The organism is Cricetibacter osteomyelitidis (genome assembly GCF_004340985.1).
GTDB lineage: Bacteria > Pseudomonadota > Gammaproteobacteria > Enterobacterales > Pasteurellaceae > Cricetibacter > Cricetibacter osteomyelitidis.
In genome coordinates, this window is the sequence record NZ_SLYB01000003.1 from 1 (window position 1) to 16,867 (window position 16,867).

At 40.5% G+C, this 16,867-nt stretch carries 14 protein-coding genes; 6 read left to right on the forward strand and 8 right to left on the reverse strand.

What is annotated here, in order from left to right:
- Positions 1–277 precede the first annotated feature (277 nt).
- Together EDC44_RS01955 and EDC44_RS01960 are read left to right on the forward strand one after the other, a co-directional pair.
- On the forward strand, positions 278–1,990 hold the full coding sequence (locus tag EDC44_RS01955) for a protein-disulfide reductase DsbD (protein WP_131974849.1): 1,713 nt from the start codon (positions 278–280) through the stop codon (positions 1,988–1,990).
- 102 nt (positions 1,991–2,092) lie between these two features.
- Entirely contained in the window at positions 2,093–2,497 is a 405-nt protein-coding gene (locus EDC44_RS01960) for a DoxX family protein (protein WP_131974851.1), read from the forward strand.
- Positions 2,498–2,638: 141 nt separating this feature from the next.
- On the opposite strand, the gene EDC44_RS01965 is transcribed toward EDC44_RS01960, so the two are convergent.
- Positions 2,639–3,529 (reverse strand): LysR family transcriptional regulator, encoded by an 891-nt coding sequence (locus EDC44_RS01965; protein ID WP_131974853.1) that lies wholly within the window; start codon positions 3,527–3,529, stop codon positions 2,639–2,641.
- Positions 3,530–3,646: 117 nt separating this feature from the next.
- Here EDC44_RS01965 and EDC44_RS01970 point away from each other — a divergent pair, with 117 nt between their 5' ends.
- Positions 3,647–4,084: a PACE efflux transporter gene (locus EDC44_RS01970; RefSeq protein WP_131974855.1), complete on the forward strand. Its 438-nt coding sequence runs from the start codon at positions 3,647–3,649 to the stop codon at positions 4,082–4,084.
- 11 nt (positions 4,085–4,095) lie between these two features.
- On the opposite strand, the gene EDC44_RS01975 is transcribed toward EDC44_RS01970, so the two are convergent.
- The 7 genes from EDC44_RS01975 to EDC44_RS02005 all read right to left on the reverse strand — a co-directional run bounded on the left by EDC44_RS01975 (position 4,096) and on the right by EDC44_RS02005 (position 11,597).
- Complete coding sequence (locus tag EDC44_RS01975) at positions 4,096–5,148, reverse strand: AI-2E family transporter (RefSeq protein ID WP_131974857.1); 1,053 nt, start codon at positions 5,146–5,148, stop codon at positions 4,096–4,098.
- 87 nt (positions 5,149–5,235) lie between these two features.
- A complete protein-coding gene (locus EDC44_RS01980; protein WP_131974859.1) occupies positions 5,236–5,736 on the reverse strand; it encodes a DUF986 family protein in 501 nt (166 codons plus the stop codon).
- A 54-nt stretch (positions 5,737–5,790) separates the two neighbouring features.
- The gene (locus EDC44_RS01985; protein ID WP_131974861.1) at positions 5,791–6,639 is read right to left on the reverse strand and encodes a PTS mannose transporter subunit IID; all 849 of its coding nucleotides are present in this window, start codon (positions 6,637–6,639) and stop codon (positions 5,791–5,793) included.
- A gap of 13 nt (positions 6,640–6,652) precedes the next feature.
- Positions 6,653–7,456 (reverse strand): PTS mannose/fructose/sorbose transporter subunit IIC, encoded by an 804-nt coding sequence (locus tag EDC44_RS01990; protein WP_131974863.1) that lies wholly within the window; start codon positions 7,454–7,456, stop codon positions 6,653–6,655.
- A gap of 10 nt (positions 7,457–7,466) precedes the next feature.
- Complete coding sequence (gene manX / locus EDC44_RS01995; protein WP_131974865.1) at positions 7,467–8,444, reverse strand: PTS mannose transporter subunit IIAB; 978 nt, start codon at positions 8,442–8,444, stop codon at positions 7,467–7,469.
- 211 nt (positions 8,445–8,655) lie between these two features.
- A complete protein-coding gene (gene typA / locus EDC44_RS02000; protein ID WP_131974867.1) occupies positions 8,656–10,506 on the reverse strand; it encodes a translational GTPase TypA in 1,851 nt (616 codons plus the stop codon).
- A 224-nt stretch (positions 10,507–10,730) separates the two neighbouring features.
- On the reverse strand, positions 10,731–11,597 hold the full coding sequence (locus EDC44_RS02005; protein WP_131974870.1) for a DMT family transporter: 867 nt from the start codon (positions 11,595–11,597) through the stop codon (positions 10,731–10,733).
- A gap of 90 nt (positions 11,598–11,687) precedes the next feature.
- On the opposite strand from EDC44_RS02005, the gene glnA reads away from it, so the two are divergent.
- The 3 genes from glnA to EDC44_RS02020 all read left to right on the forward strand — a co-directional run bounded on the left by glnA (position 11,688) and on the right by EDC44_RS02020 (position 16,657).
- The gene (glnA, locus tag EDC44_RS02010; RefSeq protein WP_131974872.1) at positions 11,688–13,106 is read left to right on the forward strand and encodes a glutamate--ammonia ligase; all 1,419 of its coding nucleotides are present in this window, start codon (positions 11,688–11,690) and stop codon (positions 13,104–13,106) included.
- A 136-nt stretch (positions 13,107–13,242) separates the two neighbouring features.
- On the forward strand, positions 13,243–15,006 hold the full coding sequence (locus tag EDC44_RS02015) for an ABC transporter ATP-binding protein/permease (protein ID WP_131974874.1): 1,764 nt from the start codon (positions 13,243–13,245) through the stop codon (positions 15,004–15,006).
- Positions 14,999–16,657, forward strand: a complete 1,659-nt coding sequence (locus EDC44_RS02020) for an amino acid ABC transporter ATP-binding/permease protein (RefSeq protein WP_131974876.1) — start codon at positions 14,999–15,001, stop codon at positions 16,655–16,657. Before EDC44_RS02015 ends, EDC44_RS02020 begins: the two co-directional genes overlap by 8 nt.
- The last annotated feature ends 210 nt before the right edge of the window (positions 16,658–16,867 follow it).

A 16,867-nucleotide genomic window follows, 5' to 3' on the forward strand; every position in this document is an offset into this window, starting at 1 on the left:
GGCTTTTTTGTATTGTTTATGGCTCAAATTATGCTCGTCTAGAGTATTTGCAAAAAAATCAGGGAAAATGACTGCTTGTGTGGTTATCTGAAAGGAAAAATCAAGAGAAAAGCGATAATGTAAAAAAACAAACCCACTTTTATCAAATTATTTTGAAAAGGTGGGTTTGTCAGTGGTCTGAAGAGCCGCAAGGCTCTTTTTTGTTTACTCAAATTGCTTATAGAGTTTCAACATAAAGTGCGGTAGAATTTGTAAAAATTTTGTAAATCCGATTATTATGCGAAAACTTTATTCCTTTATATTTTTATTCTTAATATTTTTCAGCCTCAATCTGCACGCCGGTTTATTTGATAATAATAAATCCAAATATTTGCGTTCGGAGCAAGCCTTTGTATTTTCTGCTCAGCAACAATCGCAACAAATGACATTGCATTGGCAAATTGCCGATGGCTATTATTTGTATAAAAAAGAAATCAATATTAAACCGCTTAATGCCGAAATTGGGAACATTGTGTTTCCTGTTGCAGAACAATACCACGACGAATTTTTCGGTAATGTGGAAATTTTCCGTCACGAATTAAATATTGATGTGCCGCTCACGCAAATCGCCCGGAATGCACTGTTGGAAATCACTTACCAAGGTTGCACCAAAGGCTTTTGTTATCCGCCGGAAACCCAAAGGATTACGCTCAAAAGTGCGGTTGAAAACGCCGAAATTTCTGCAAATTCCACCGCACTTTCCGAACAAGACCGACTGGCACAAGGCTTGGTACAAAATAAAACATCTATGTTTTGGTTTTTCTTACTGGGTTTAGGCTTAGCATTTACCCCATGCGTATTACCGATGCTGCCGTTGCTTTCCGCCATTGTAATCGGACAAAACCGCGGTAATACGATTCGTGCCTTTGGCTTAAGTTTTACCTATGTACAAGGCATGGCGGTCACTTATACGGCAATGGGCTTAATTGTCTCTGCCGTCGGTTTGCCCTTCCAAGTGGCATTACAAAGCCCTGCGGTGTTAATCACATTATCGGTGATTTTTGTCTTGTTGGCACTTTCCATGTTCGGTTTATTTGAATTACAACTGCCAAGCAGCCTACAAACAAAACTCACGGCTTGGAGCCAAAAACAACAAAGCGGAGCATACGGCGGCGTGTTCGCAATGGGTATGATTGCCGGACTTATCGCCTCACCCTGTATCACCGCGCCTCTATCCGGCGTATTACTCTATGTGGCACAAACCGGTGATATGCTTACCGGCGGATTAACGCTCTATTTGCTGGCATTGGGAATGGGCGTTCCGTTAATGCTGATTACCTTATTCGGCAATAAAGTCCTGCCGAAATCCGGCGATTGGCTGAACGCAGTCAAAACCGCATTCGGTTTTGTGATGTTGGCCTTGCCGGTATTTTTAATTTCCCGATTATGGCCTGAATGGGAATGGCGATTATGGTCGTTGTTGAGCGTGAGTTTCTTAATTTGGCTCGCTCTGCAATTTAAACAAGGCTGGTTCGCCCGTGTGGTGCAAGTGATTTTGTTAGTTGCTGCCATTATTATTGCGAAACCGCTACAAGATTGGATTTGGCAACCCACGGTTACACCGCAAAGTGCGGTGGAAAATTACAATAATTTTCAAGCCATCACCACTTATGAAGAACTACAACAAGTATTAGCCGATAACCCTAAATCTTTTGTGATGCTGGATCTTTATGCGGATTGGTGTGTGGCTTGTAAAGAATTTGAGAAATATACCTTTAGTGACAGAAACGTTCAGCAAGCCTTTGCAAATCTGCTGCTATTACGGGTAGATATGACAAAAAATTCAGAAAGCAACCGCACTTTAATGACGCAGTTAAACGTAATCGGTTTACCGACAATAATTTTCTTTGATCAACAGGGCAAAGAAATTTCCGGTTCCCGCGTTACCGGTTTTATGCCACCGGAATCGTTTTTAGATTGGTTAACAAATATCGGTATTATTAACAAATAAGAAAAAGTTATTTTCTTTTTTAATTATTGTTAAAAAATTGTAAGCTCACTACAATACGCCCCGAACAAACAATTCAACAATTTTTATAAAGGAAAAATAAAAATGGAAAAATTAAACAAATATCATCCCCTTGCTTTAGCATTATTACGTATCGTTGCCGGCTATATGTTCTTGTTGCACGGTACTGCGAAATTCTTTGAATTCCCGATTTCAATGACCGGTGGCAACGGCAGCGTACCATTATTCTCAATGTACGGCATAGGCGGTTTAATCGAAGTGAGCGGCGGTTTATTATTAATCTTAGGTTTATTCACCCGCCCGGCAGCATTTTTAATGTCCGGTCAAATGGCTTACGCCTATTTCATTATGCATGCCAAAGCGGCGGATATTTTCCTGCCATTGGCCAACCAGGGCGAATTGGCATTATTATACTCTGTCGTATTTTTCTTATTCGTGTTCAGCGGTCCGGGTGCATTTGCATTAGATAATAAATTTGTGAAAAAATAACCGCACTTTTTACCGGAATAGCTAAAGGGAAAACTATTGTGTTTTCCCTTTGTTTATTGATAAAGTCAATAATTTTAAACTCTCTCCCGTAAACGGGGGAAGATTTGTCAGCAATCTAAGGAAAACCCATTGTGTTTTCGCTTATTTTTTATTCCGCTCCCAATGCTGTTCCAACATTTTTACCAAATAGGTCATTACTTTGCCTTGTGATAGTTGACGGGAACGCAGGCAAATCACGGGAATCACATTGCCTTCCGGTTCGGCTTCCAATTTTAATTTTACCAATCGGCCTTGTTTTAACGCATTTTCCGCCAACCGTTCCGGTACATCTGCCCAACCAATATTGCCTTCCGCCAAATTCAATAAATTGTAGTAGCTGTTGGAATACCAAGGCATTGGTGACAAAGCATTGCTGAATAAATGCTCTTTATGCTCCAAACTTCGATGAACTAAATGGCGGTGACGGGTCAAATCATCCAAAGAAACAATGTCCGACTTTGCTAACGGATGTTCCGGTGCCGCCACGGCAATAAATCGGTTATAACCAAGAAAGAACATATCTAATTGATTTTGCGAGGTATAATTGCGATAAGCCACACCTAAATGAGCCTGCCCCGAATCAATCATTGTTTCAATATCAAAGGTGGAAGCCGTGATTAGTTCGATAATCGTTGTAGGAAATTGTTCGGCAACCTGTTGAAATAAGTCTGTTAAATCATCGCTCAGCAAGGTTTCATCAAAGGCAATAGTAATTTGATGTTCCTGAGTTTGTTCAAGTGCGGTGAGTTTTTGATCTAAAAATTGCGATTGTTGCAATAATAATTTAATCTGCGGTAATAATGCCTTACCGTTTTCCGTAAGCGTCACCGAACCTTTTTCCCGCACAAATAATTCTTGATTAAATTCAATTTCCAAATTGCCAATAGCCTGACTGATGCCGGATTGAGCCCGATTAAGCTTGCGAGCCACCGCAGAAAATGAGCCCAATTCCGTTACAGCGACAAAAATTTTTAATTGCTCTAATGTGTACATTTTGGCTTCCTACACTTCTACCCTATCACTTTTAGTGATAGAGTTTAACTTCTTTTATCATAAATTACGAGTATAATTCGTAGCAACGTTTGATTAAACTAAATTTTAGGAGTAAAAATGTCTTTAACAGAACGTATTTTCCACGCGATTTTATTTGAAATCTTTGTAGTGCTCTTCACTGTGTTATTAATGGCGGGAGCCACTCATCACGGAACCGGGGCATTATCCGGTACGATTATCGGTATTTCAGTTATGGCAATGGTGTGGAATATGGTGTTTAACTGGGCATTTGATAAATTCCATACGGGAGCAAGAGAAAAACGCAGTCTGGTTACCCGTTTATTGCACGTAACTTTATTTGAAGGCGGGTTGTTGCTCGCTACGATTCCCTTTGTCGCTTGGGCATTGAATATCAGCTTATGGGAAGCTTTTGTAATGGATATTGCGATGACAATTTTTGTGACGGCTTATTCTTTTGTTTATAACTATATTTATGATCATGCCAGAGCAGCTCTTATTGCCCGTCGTGGTGCAAAAAGAGTAAAACCGGCATAATCAAAAATCAACTATTCATTAGACGGCCAAGCATTAACCACCGCTTTTACTAAGGTTGCAAGGGGAATGGCAAAAAAGACGCCCCAGAATCCCCATAATCCGCCGAAGATTAATACGGCAATAATGATCGTAAGCGGATGCAAATTCACCGCTTCGGAAAATAAGAATGGCACTAATAAATTGCCGTCTAATAATTGACTAATCACATAAGCCGCCATGAGATAACCAAAGGTCGGGCTGATACCGAATTGCAGTAATGCCACCAACGCAACCGGGATCGTGACTAAGACCGCACCGATATAGGGCACTAATACGGAAAAACCTACGGCAACCGCTAATAGCAACGGATAACGCAATCCGAAAAATAAGAAAATAATATAGCTGACTACGGCTACAATCAGAATTTCAAGGGATTTTCCGCGGATGTAATTTGCAATTTGAAATTGCATTTCTTTCCAGACTTTAGATGCCAACGTACGGTTTCGCGGTAAAAAACGGCTGACTGCCGCCAATAATTCTTTCTTGTCTTTTAGCAAGAAAAAAACCATCAAAGGTACAAGAAAAATATAAATACCGATTGTCACCAAACTCATTAAAGAGGTTATCGAAAGTTTTACCACAGATTCGCCATAGCCTAGAATGCGTTCGCGGGATGCATTAAACAGGCTGTCCACCATGGCATAATCAATGACTTCGGGATAATGTTCCGGCAATGATAAGACCCATTCCTGCAATTGATTCACCATATTCGGCAAATCTTGGATTAAACTGAGCGTTTGGTTCCAGAGCGTCGGTAGCAAGAACACGACCATAAAAAATACGAGACTGATAAAACCGCCCAACACTAAAAAGAGAGAAAGTGCATGGGGTAATTTTAACGTATCGGTAAGAATTCGAATCGGCCATTCCAATAAATAGGCTAATACAATGGCAATTAATAGCGGTGCTATTAAGTGACTGAAAAAATAAAAGACAATAAAACCGAAAAATAAAATGGCAAACAATCCCATTGCTTGCGGATCGCTGAAGCGGCGTTTGTACCAACTTTTAATCATCTCAATCATAATGATTCCTTTCGTCGTTTTTCTTTGAATTATAACAATGATTAAGGCAAATAAACCAGGATAATATTCTGATAAAAATGAAAGTCGTTATTTTTTCAACAATTGATTTAAAGTTTGTCGGCTACCTTTGCTGATCACGCCAAGTTGTGTCAGTATATCAAAAATTTGTATCAAATCACCCGCACTTTCCGGCTGAATCAATAAACGTTTTCCAGTATTTAAATCAATCACTAAGATCTTGTCTTCGGTCAAATTAATTGCATGAATTTTATTATAATGGACAAACAAATTGCCATAAAAAAAGCCGTTATTTTTGAGAAGTAATGCCGGAAAACGGATAAATGCCGCATACACTGCCAAAATAATAATTGCAACCAATAAATATAAAGAAACTTTTTCAATACTGACCGCACTTTGGTAAATAATAATGCCGATTAATCCGATGAAGATGACGGCATCAATTTTCGCCCGCTTTTTTAACCGCACTTTAAGCAACGTTTTACCATACAAATGATCCATACCGAATTGATCGTAAAAAGCAAAAATAAAAAAGAAAATAATGCCGATGAGAATTAAAAGATTTGTCATATTAAGAAAACAAAAAATTCTCTCCCTTTCGGGAGAGAGAATAATTACATGTAATTAAGCTAAGATACCCGTCCAAGCACCGAAAATACCGATAGCAAAGAAGCCGACGATAATCCATAAAGCATTTACACGATTGCGTAGTAACCACATACAGCCAAAGGTGACTAATAGCGGCAATAAACCGGGCATTAAGCTATCTAAAATGCTTTGCACAGTAGTGACTTCCAAGGTACCGTCTTGCTTTTGGATTTCGGACACCACCAATGGCACGTTAATGCTGGTCCATTTTTGTACCAAGGCACCGATAATAAACAGACCTAGGATAGAAGCCCCTTCCGTGAGTTTTTGCAACAAACCGCCGCTCATATCGCCCACGACATCCAACCCTTTTTTATAGCCATAGGTTACGCCGTAGTAACGAGTCGCCAAGCGCACTAAGTTGAATAATAGGAAGAATAGAATCGGGCCTAAAATATCGCCGTTAAGCGCTAAAGTCGCCCCTAATGCCGCAAAAATAGGACGCGCGGTTCCCCAATAAATTGGATCACCCACGCCGGCAAGCGGCCCCATAAGACCGACTTTGATCCCATTGATCGCCGCGTCATCAATTTCTTTACCATTAGCACGTTCTTCTTCCATTGCGATAGTTACGCCCAATACCGGCGCGGCAACGAAAGGTTGGGTGTTAAAAAATTCAAGGTGGCGTTTTACGGCGTTTTTACGCTCTTCGGAATTTGGATCCGGATATAAACGTTTGATTACCGGCGCCATTGCATAGGCAAAGCCTAAAGCCTGCATACGCTCAAAGTTCCACGAACCTTGGAATAAATTGGAACGGAGCACTACCGCATTTAAATCACTTTGCGTTACTTTTCTTACTGTTTGTGAATTTTCAGTTGTCATAATTCAATCCCTATTAATCTAAACGGTTATCCAAGCCATTGTTATCTGCTGCTGCAACTTGCACTACTTGTTGGCTTTTGTTGTATTTAGGGTGTAATTGGATATAAAGGATAGCCATAATTGCCCCTAACACGCCTAATGCCACTAAGTTGAAATCGGTAAAACCGGCGATAACAAAGCCCGCATAGAAGAATGGCATTAAATGGCCTGCGCGCATCATATTGATAACCATCGCATAACCCACGATAGCGATAAAGCCACCGGCAATTTTCAGCCCCGTTGTGACTACTGCAGGAATGGCATCTAACATCGTTTGTACGGCATCGGTACCTGCTGTTAATGCAACGATTAATGCCGGGATCGCAATACGCATTGCTTGCAATAATAATGCCGAACAATGAAGCCAATCCAAACGGCTTAAATTACCGTCTTGAACGGATTTATCCGCCGCGTGTTGGAAACCGACGGTAATCGCACGCACTACATAGGTCAACACCTGTCCTGCAGCGGCAAGCGGAATCGCTACGGCAATACCGGTAGAAATATCCTGACGGCCCACAATAACCAAAATAGTGGAGATAATTGAAGCCAAAGCGGCATCCGGCGCAATCGCCGCACCGATGTTCATCCAGCCGAGCGCCATTAATTCAAGCGTACCGCCAATGATAATCCCCGTTTTAATATCGCCCAATACCAAGCCGATAAGCGTACAGGCAATAAGCGGACGGTGGGTTTGCCATTCATCAAGAATTGATCCCATACCTGAAATACAGGCAACGAGGAACACGAAAACAATTTGAATTGCTGAAATTTCCATTGTTATTTCCTTAGATTAAGTTGTTTTTCTTTAATAGATCCATCATATATTGACGGTTATCGTTAGAGACTTTGCGCACATCCAATTCAATGCCTTGTGCATCAATTTTCTTGAAGGCTTCAATATCCTTCTCATCAACCGATACTGCACTGGTGATCATCTTTTTACCATCTTTATAAGCAATACCACCGATATTCACAGACGTCATTGGCACGCCTGCATCAAGTAAACGCACGATATCACTAGGGTTGGTGAATAATAGCATAACACGATCATCTCCGTATTCCGGGTTGTTATAGACACGGATCATTTTTTCCACATCAACCACGTGAGCGGTCACACCCGGAGGTGCTACGCTTTTTAACATTGTAGAACGCACGGAATCTTTTGCCACATCATCGTTCACCACGATAATACGACTGACTTTGCTTTCTTTTGTCCAACGAGTTGCGACTTGACCATGAATTAAACGGTCATCAATGCGGACCAGACCGAAGGTCATACGTTTACCGTTATCCACAATTTGCGGCTGTGTTGCCGGTTGTGGTACGGCTTGTTGAGTAACAGACGTTTCTTCTTTTTCCGCTTCTTGGGATTTTAACGCACGCACACCGATACGGCCGCTTTCCAATGCAATTTCCACTAATTCGGACAGACTCGGACCGTCATCACGTCCCATAAAGGTTTCCACCAACATAGGTACGTTCACGCCGGTCACAATATCCATATTGTCTTTACCGTCTGCTACGCGACTTGCTGCATTAAACGGACTACCGCCCCAAGTATCTACCAAAAATAGCACTTCATCGCAGTGAGCCAGCTCACCTGCTAATTTTGCTTGATACTTTTGCATGATTGTTTCAGCATTTTCACCGGGCACGAAATCAATAAAAGCAACGTTTTCTTGTTCGCCAATCAACATTTCCGTTGTTTTCAGTAACTGCTCTGCTGCTACGCCGTGAGTTGCAATAATAATAGCAATACTCATTTTGAGCTCCTTATTTAATTTTAGTTAGAATTATTTTATTAAATAAAATTTATTAAATAAATTCGGGGGGAAGTCTATCACAATCAAGAAAAGAAATTGATATTAATTTACAAAATAGGAATAGCTTTTATTTGGAAATGTGATCTAAATCACAAAAAAATAACCGCACTTTTCTGCTATCAAATAAAGTGCGGTTAATTTTGATTAAATTTTATTGCGTACTGGTACTGGTCGTCGTACGATTTGCACGTTTACGTTCCATTTCAGTCAATAATTTTTTACGAATACGCACAGAAGTCGGAGTAACTTCCACTAACTCATCATCATCAATAAATTCTAAGGCTTGTTCCAAGCTGAATCTTAACGGAGTAGTTAATTGAATCGCATCATCTTTACCTGAAGCGCGCATATTGGTTAATTTTTTACCCTGCAAACAGTTTACGGTTAAATCGTTTGAACGGCTGTGAATACCAATGATTTGACCTTCATACACATCCGTACCGTGATCAATCATTAATTTACCGCGTTCTTGCAAACCCCAAAGTGCATAAGCCAGAGCTTTACCCGTTGCATTAGAGATTAACACACCGTTTTTGCGTTGACCGATTTCGCCCGGTTTTACATCATCATAATGGCTGAAACTGGAATATAACAAACCCGTACCGGAAGTCATGGTCATAAATTCGTTACGGAAGCCGATTAAGCCGCGACTTGGGATTACATATTCCAAACGGGTACGACCTTTGCCGTCCGGAATCATGTCGCGTACTTCGCCTTTACGATAACCCAAAGCTTCCATGACCGCACCTTGATGTTGCTCTTCGATATCGACAGTTACTTGCTCGAACGGCTCCTGTTTATGGCCGTCTTGTTCTTTGAAGATTACTTTCGGACGGGATACCGCCAATTCATAACCTTCACGGCGCATATTTTCGATTAATACGGATAAGTGCAATTCGCCACGACCGGAGACTTTAAATTCGTCCGGATTCACGGTTTCTTCTACGCGTAATGCCACATTGTGTACTAATTCTTTGTTCAAACGTTCTAAAATTTGACGAGACGTGACATATTTACCCTCTTTACCACAGAACGGAGACGTGTTCACACAGAAGAACATGGTTACGGTCGGTTCGTCCACGCTTAACGCAGGTAACGCTTCCACATTGTTTACATCACAAATGGTATCGGAAATATTCAATTCACCCAAACCGGTAATAGCAATAATATCGCCTGCGTTAGCAACATCTTCTTCAAAACGTTCCAAACCTAAATGCCCCAACACTTGACCCACTTTACCGTTGCGGGTTTTGCCTTCGCTGTCGATAATCGTCACTTGTTGATTCGGTTTAACAGAACCGCGTTTGATACGCCCGATACCAATAACGCCCACATAGTTATTATAGTCAAGTTGAGAAATTTGCATTTGGAACGGTGCATCTAATTCTACTTTCGGCGGCTCAACATATTTCACAATGGCTTCGAATAACGGAGTCATATCCGCTGCTAAATCTTCATGTTCCAAACCTGCCACGCCGTTTAATGCGGAAGCATACACAATAGGGAAATCAAGTTGTTCGTCTGTTGCACCAAGGTTATCGAATAAATCAAACACTTGATCCACTACCCAATCCGGACGTGCTCCCAGACGGTCAACTTTGTTGATCACGACAATTGGTTTCAAACCGTGAGCAAAGGCTTTTTGCGTTACAAAGCGGGTTTGCGGCATCGGGCCGTCGAACGCATCCACGATCAGCAATACGCAGTCTACCATGGAAAGCACACGCTCTACTTCGCCGCCAAAGTCCGCGTGTCCTGGGGTATCTACGATATTAATACGATAATCGTTCCAGTTAATTGCAGTGTTTTTCGCTAAAATAGTAATGCCACGTTCTTTTTCCAAGTCATTGGAATCCATTACACGCTCGTCTGATTCTCCGCGAGCGGCTTCTAATGTACCGGATTGTTGCAATAATTTGTCCACCAAGGTGGTTTTACCGTGGTCAACGTGAGCGATAATTGCGATATTACGCAATTTATTGATATCTAATTCGTTTTTCATTTGATATGTCTTGAGTTACTAAAGATAAAGAATATATAGTGAATTAAATTCGTTTTAGGACAGAACGGCGAATCGCTCGCACAGCGCGAAAACGAATTTAATCCACCATGTTTTTAAAAGCGGGCAATTATACAACGTTTTCCTCTTCTCGGCTATGAATTAATCTGCGGTAATATAAAAATTTTTGAAAAAACCACCGCACTTTATGTTTCTACTTGATTTTTCTACTTACGTTTCAGGCGTCCTAATAAACTGATGGAAGTGATAATTATCACGGCACCAATCCAGAAATTCACCGTCGGCGAGTTCCGCCACACCAACCAATCGCACAAGCTGGAAAAGATAACGCCGGTAAAAATAAACGGGCTAACCATCGCCACATTTTGAAAGCGAAACGCTTTGGTTAAGAAAATTTGGAAAATCAATCCGGTGATACCTACCAATACTAAATAATAAAATTCCGTTAAATTCGGTATCATCCATTCATAAGCAAAGATCATAGGGATAATCAATAAACTGACAAAATAGAAATAGAAAATAATTTCTAATGGAGAATGGGTCTGATTAAGTTTTTGTAAAGCAATAAACGCCAATGCAGAAAAGATCGCACCAAATAAACCGAGTAATAAATAATACAAGGAAATATCTTGAGTGATATCGCTTAATGTAATAGCAACTCCCACAAATCCCATCAACGTACAGCATACCGCTAACAGGGAAATTTTATTACGGAAGAGCAAAAAGGCAAACAACGGTACAAATAATGCGGATGTATTCATCAACAATACGGACAGCGAAACCGGTAAGTATTGCAAACTGTAAAACATACAAATCATACCGAGTAAACCGAAACCGTCGCGCATGGCGGAATAGCGTTTATCGCGAATTTTAAAACTAAAACGGGCATCTTTTTTGATCATCGGCAAAATAAATAGAAACCCTACAAAAAAGCGGGCAAACAACACTTCATTGGGCGGCAACGTGGATGACGCATATTTTACAAATACGCCCATTAATGCAATGCTGGCATACGCGATAATCATATAGAAAACAGATTTACCGTAGGATTGCGGTTGAGTGATTTTTTTCATTTTCCATGCAAATCTTATTAAACAATGATTAAAAATAGTATAGAATGTCGGACTTGTAAATTTGTTTTTTTAATTTTAAAGGATGTTTCTATGACAAATGCTGCGGCAATTGATGATGTATTTAGATTAATTGAAGAAAACGAGATTAAATTTGTTTTACTTCGCTTTACTGACATGAAAGGCAAAGAACACGGCGTTTCCATTCCGGTAAGTTTGGTTGATGAAGACTTATTTGAAGACGGTAAAATGTTTGATGGTTCCAGTGTGGAAGGTTGGAAAAGCATTAATAAAGCGGATATGCTGTTAATGCCGATCGCCGAAACCGCAGTCGTTGATCCTTTCGCTCAAATCCCTACCCTTTCAATCCGTTGTAGTATTTATGAACCAAGCACAATGCAGCTTTATGATCGCGACCCCCGCTCTATTGCCATTCGTGCGGAAAACTATTTAAAATCCACCGGTATTGCAGACAGCGTATTAGTGGGTCCGGAACCAGAATTTTTCTTATTTGACGATGTGCGTTTCGGCGTGGGTATGAACGGTAACAGCTATGAAGTTGACGATATTGAAGCGGCTTGGAATACCAATAAACGCTATGAAGACGGCAACAACGGCTATCGCCCGTTGAAAAAAGGCGGCTACTGTGCCGTTGCACCAAATGATACCGCTCATGATATCCGTTCTGAAATGTGCTTGATTCTGGAAGAAATGGGCTTAGTCATTGAAGCACACCATCACGAAGTGGCAACAGCCGGTCAAAACGAAATTGCAACTAAATTCAATACGTTAACATTAAAAGCAGACGAAACCCAAATTTACAAATATGTAGTACAAAATGTGGCTTACGAACACGGTAAAACCGCCTGTTTTATGCCTAAACCAATCGTCGGCGATAACGGTTCCGGTATGCACTGCAATATGTCATTAAGTAAAGAGGGTAAAAACGTATTTATGGGCGATAAATACGCAGGGCTTTCCGAAACCGCATTGTATTACATCGGTGGTATCATCAAACACGCGAAAGCATTAAATGCGTTTACCAATCCGTCCACCAATTCTTATAAACGTTTGGTACCGGGCTTTGAAGCACCCGTGTTGTTAGCATATTCCGCCAGCAACCGCTCCGCCTCAATCCGTATTCCGGCAGTGACTTCACCAAAAGCAACTCGCGTGGAAGCCCGTTTCCCGGATCCATTGGCAAACCCGTATTTAGCTTTCTCCGCCCTATTAATGGCAGGCTTGGACGGTATTATCAATAAAATCCATCCGGGCGATGCTATGGATAAAAACCTTTACGACTTACCGCCGGAGGAATTAAAAGATATTCCGGCAGTAGCAAGTTCTTTGGAAGAAGCGTTAAACGCCTTGGAAAACGACTACCAATTCTTAACCCAAGGCAGCGTATTCAGCAAAGACTTCGTGGATGCTTATATCGGCCTCAAACGTAAAGAAGTAGAACGTTTGAATATGACTCCGCACCCGGTTGAGTTTGAGATGTATTATTCATAATTTATTCAAATACCTATATTTAAGGACTAAGTTTTAAGCAAAAACTTAGTCCTTTTTATTTTCTGTTTTAAATTTACATAAAATTTCATATAATGATAACCATTTTTATTTAAAAATTTGTAAAGGAATTAATCAAATGATGATAGACAAACGGCTCATTAATACCGTGCCTGAAAGTAAAAAATGGATTTTGATCAATGTATTATGGAACTGGTTGGCATTACTGGGCGGAATTATAAGTGCGGTCATTTTCGGCTTAATTTTACAAAAAGCCTGGCAACATAATTTAACCGTCACACTCATTATTTTTTCCACCCTCGGTTTAATTGTTGCACTGGCATTACGCTCTTTCGCCGGTAAAAAAGCCGTGCAAGCCTCTTATTTGGCCAGTGTAAAAGTAAAACATCAACTTCGCACTTTAATTTATCAAAAACTGGCATACATGCCGCTTAATCAAGTAAACCAACAATCGACTTCGTCCATCATTCAAGTAGCTTCCGAAGGAGTGGAACAACTGGAAATTTATTTTGGCCGTTATTTACCGCAACTATTTTATAGCCTACTTGCTCCGCTCACATTATTTATTGTTCTCGTTTTTTTAAATGCCCCCACTGCGTTGATTTTACTCATTTGTGTGCCTTTGATTCCGCTTTCCATTATTGCCGTTAATAAAATTGCCAAACGCTTATTAGCAAAATATTGGGCGATTTATGTGGGATTAGGCAGCAGTTTTCTGGATAACTTACAAGGTCTGGTCACATTAAAAATCTACCAAGACGACGAATATAAAAGCAAACAAATGGATATTGAAGCGGAAAATTTCCGTACGATTACCATGAAAGTGCTGACTATGCAGTTAAATTCCGTATCTATTATGGATTTGCTGGCTTACGGCGGTGCTGCCGTCGGTATTCTGACAGCATTATTAGAGTTTCAAGACGGAAATTTATCTGTTTTTGCGGTAATCGTCTTTATTTTATTGGCATCGGAATTTTTTATTCCGCTGCGTTTACTCGGCTCTTTTTTCCATGTAGCAATGAATGGTAAAGCAGCTTCCGATAAGATTTTCACCCTACTGGATCTGCCGGTGGAACGTAACGAAAGTGCGGTCAAATTTGAAGAAAAAAATGAAGTAGCTATTCGCATAGAAAACCTGCACTTTTCCTATAACCCTGAAAAAACAGCCATTAACGGTTTAAGCCTAACTATTCAACCGAAGCAACTCACCGTCTTTGTAGGGAAAAGCGGCTGCGGCAAATCGACATTGGTTTCGTTGCTAATGGGATTTTATCGGGCACAATGGGGCGATATTTGGTTTAATCAACAAAATAGCCGGGATTTAGACCGCACTTCGCTGTATAAACATATTTCCCTTGTCAGCCACAGCAGCTATATTTTCAAAGGAAGCGTGCGAGAAAACCTGCAAATGGCTCAACAATATGCGGACGATAATCAGATGTATCAAGCCTTGGAACAAGTAAACCTGGCACAATTTATCCGAGAAAACGGCGGATTAGATATGCCGTTGCTCAGCCGCGGAACAAATTTATCCGGCGGACAAATCCAACGTTTAGCCCTTGCCCGTGCTTTATTACAAGACAGTGATGTTTATATTTTCGATGAAGCCACCAGCAACATTGATGTGGAAAGTGAAGAGATTATTTTGCAATTTATTCAACAACTCAAAACAGAAAAAACCATTATTATGATTTCTCACCGCTTGGCTAATGCGATCAATGCCGATCAAATTTATGTATTGCAAAACGGACAATTAGCGGAACAAGGCAAACATGGCGAATTAATGACCGAAAACAGTATTTACGCCGAAATGTTCCGACAACAAAAAAATTTAGAAATGCTGCGTGCTATATCTGATCACAAGGAGGTGCAATATGCGTAAGAACGGTTTTGTTATTATGTGGCATTTGCTTAAACTCATCACACCGCTCGCTCATATTATGGCATTCACCATTACAATGGGTACACTGGGTTTTCTGACCGCAATTTTTATTATGGTATTCGGTGCATTGGGATTATTGAATTTACTTGATTTTCAAGTTCATTTCAGTTTTTCCCAAATTCTCACCGCACTTATTGTATTCGCCGTGCTGCGTGGCATTCTACGTTATCTGGAACAGATGTCCGGTCACTACATCGCTTTCAAATTATTAGCATTATTGCGAAATAAAGTTTTTAGTGCATTGCGTAAATTGGCCTTCGTCAAACTGCAAAACAAACAATCCGGTCAACTTCTCTCTTTAGTTACAAACGATATTGAATTATTGGAAGTATTCTATGCCCACACCATTGCACCGATTGCTATCGCTTTTGTGACATCGGTCATTCTATTATTGGTCTTTGCACATATTTCTTTATGGTTTGTCTGGGTTGCGCTAGCTGCCTATCTCACCATCGGCGTAATTTTGCCGATTATCACCACTCAATCTGCACGTGAAGACGGCAGAAAATATCGAGAATTGGTCGGCGAAATGAACGATTATTTCTTAGACTCTATTCGCGGTATGAAAGAAGTACAACTGTTCGATAATCAACAGCAACGTTTGGTGGAAATCAATCGTCGCAGTCAGGCAATCGATCAAGCGTTCTTGAAAATCAAAGCTCAAGAAGGCAAAGTACGTAGCTACACGGAAATTGCCGTGTCTGCCTTTAATATTTTGATTTTATTGGTAGGATTATTTTTATACCAACAAGAAAGCATCAATTTTGCCGGTTTATTAACCGCAATGATTTTATTAATGTCCAGTTATGGACCGGTAATTGCCCTCAGCAATCTTTCCAATAATCTGTTGCAAACACTTGCCAGCGGTGAACGAGTATTAACCCTATTAAGTGAAGAACCGACACTGTCCGATGTGAAAAACAAACGGAATTTAGCTTATGTCGAACAAATTAACGTGCAAAATCTTCATTTTTCTTATGACAATGAACTGATTTTACAGGATCTGAATCTTACGTTACATAAAGGACAGATTTTGGGTATTCACGGTCGTAGCGGCAGCGGTAAAAGCACATTATTAAAATTGATGATGCGATTTTTTGATCCGCAACAAGGACAAATTCAGATTAATCAATATCCGTTATCGGAAATTAACACAGCCAGCTTGCGTGATAATATGGCATACGTTACTCAACAAACGTATATTTTCAATGAAACCATTTATGAAAATATTGCGATGGCAAACCGTTCGGCAAGCCGTGAACAAGTGATTGAAGCCGCACAAAAAGCATCTATTCACGAGTTTATTATGAGCTTACCGGAAGGTTATGACACTAAAATCAACGAATTAGGCAGCAATCTGTCCGACGGGGAAAAACAACGCATCGGCATTGCCCGTGCATTTTTGCACGATGCACCGATTATTTTATTGGACGAACCGACCAGCAATTTAGACAGCTTAAACGAAGCCATCATTTTGCAATCGCTCATTCAAGAAAAACAAGATAAATTGATGGTATTAGTTAGCCACCGAGCATCCACCATGGCAATTTGTGATCAAGTGATTGAAATTGAAAACGGACGAATGTCTTAATTTATAGCAGGGATAGCGACTAGGGCTATCCCTGTGTTATCACTGATTAACCCCTGTATCCGACAACGCCTGTAACAGCGAGCAATCGGCTTTTTCGCATAACCGGCTTGAGGAAAATGCTCCGTTAATTTAAAGCAGGTATCCAATAAAATGCTAAAAGAATCATGTGTGCTGATATTTGGCGGCAAGTCAGACATAAAAAAACGCCAT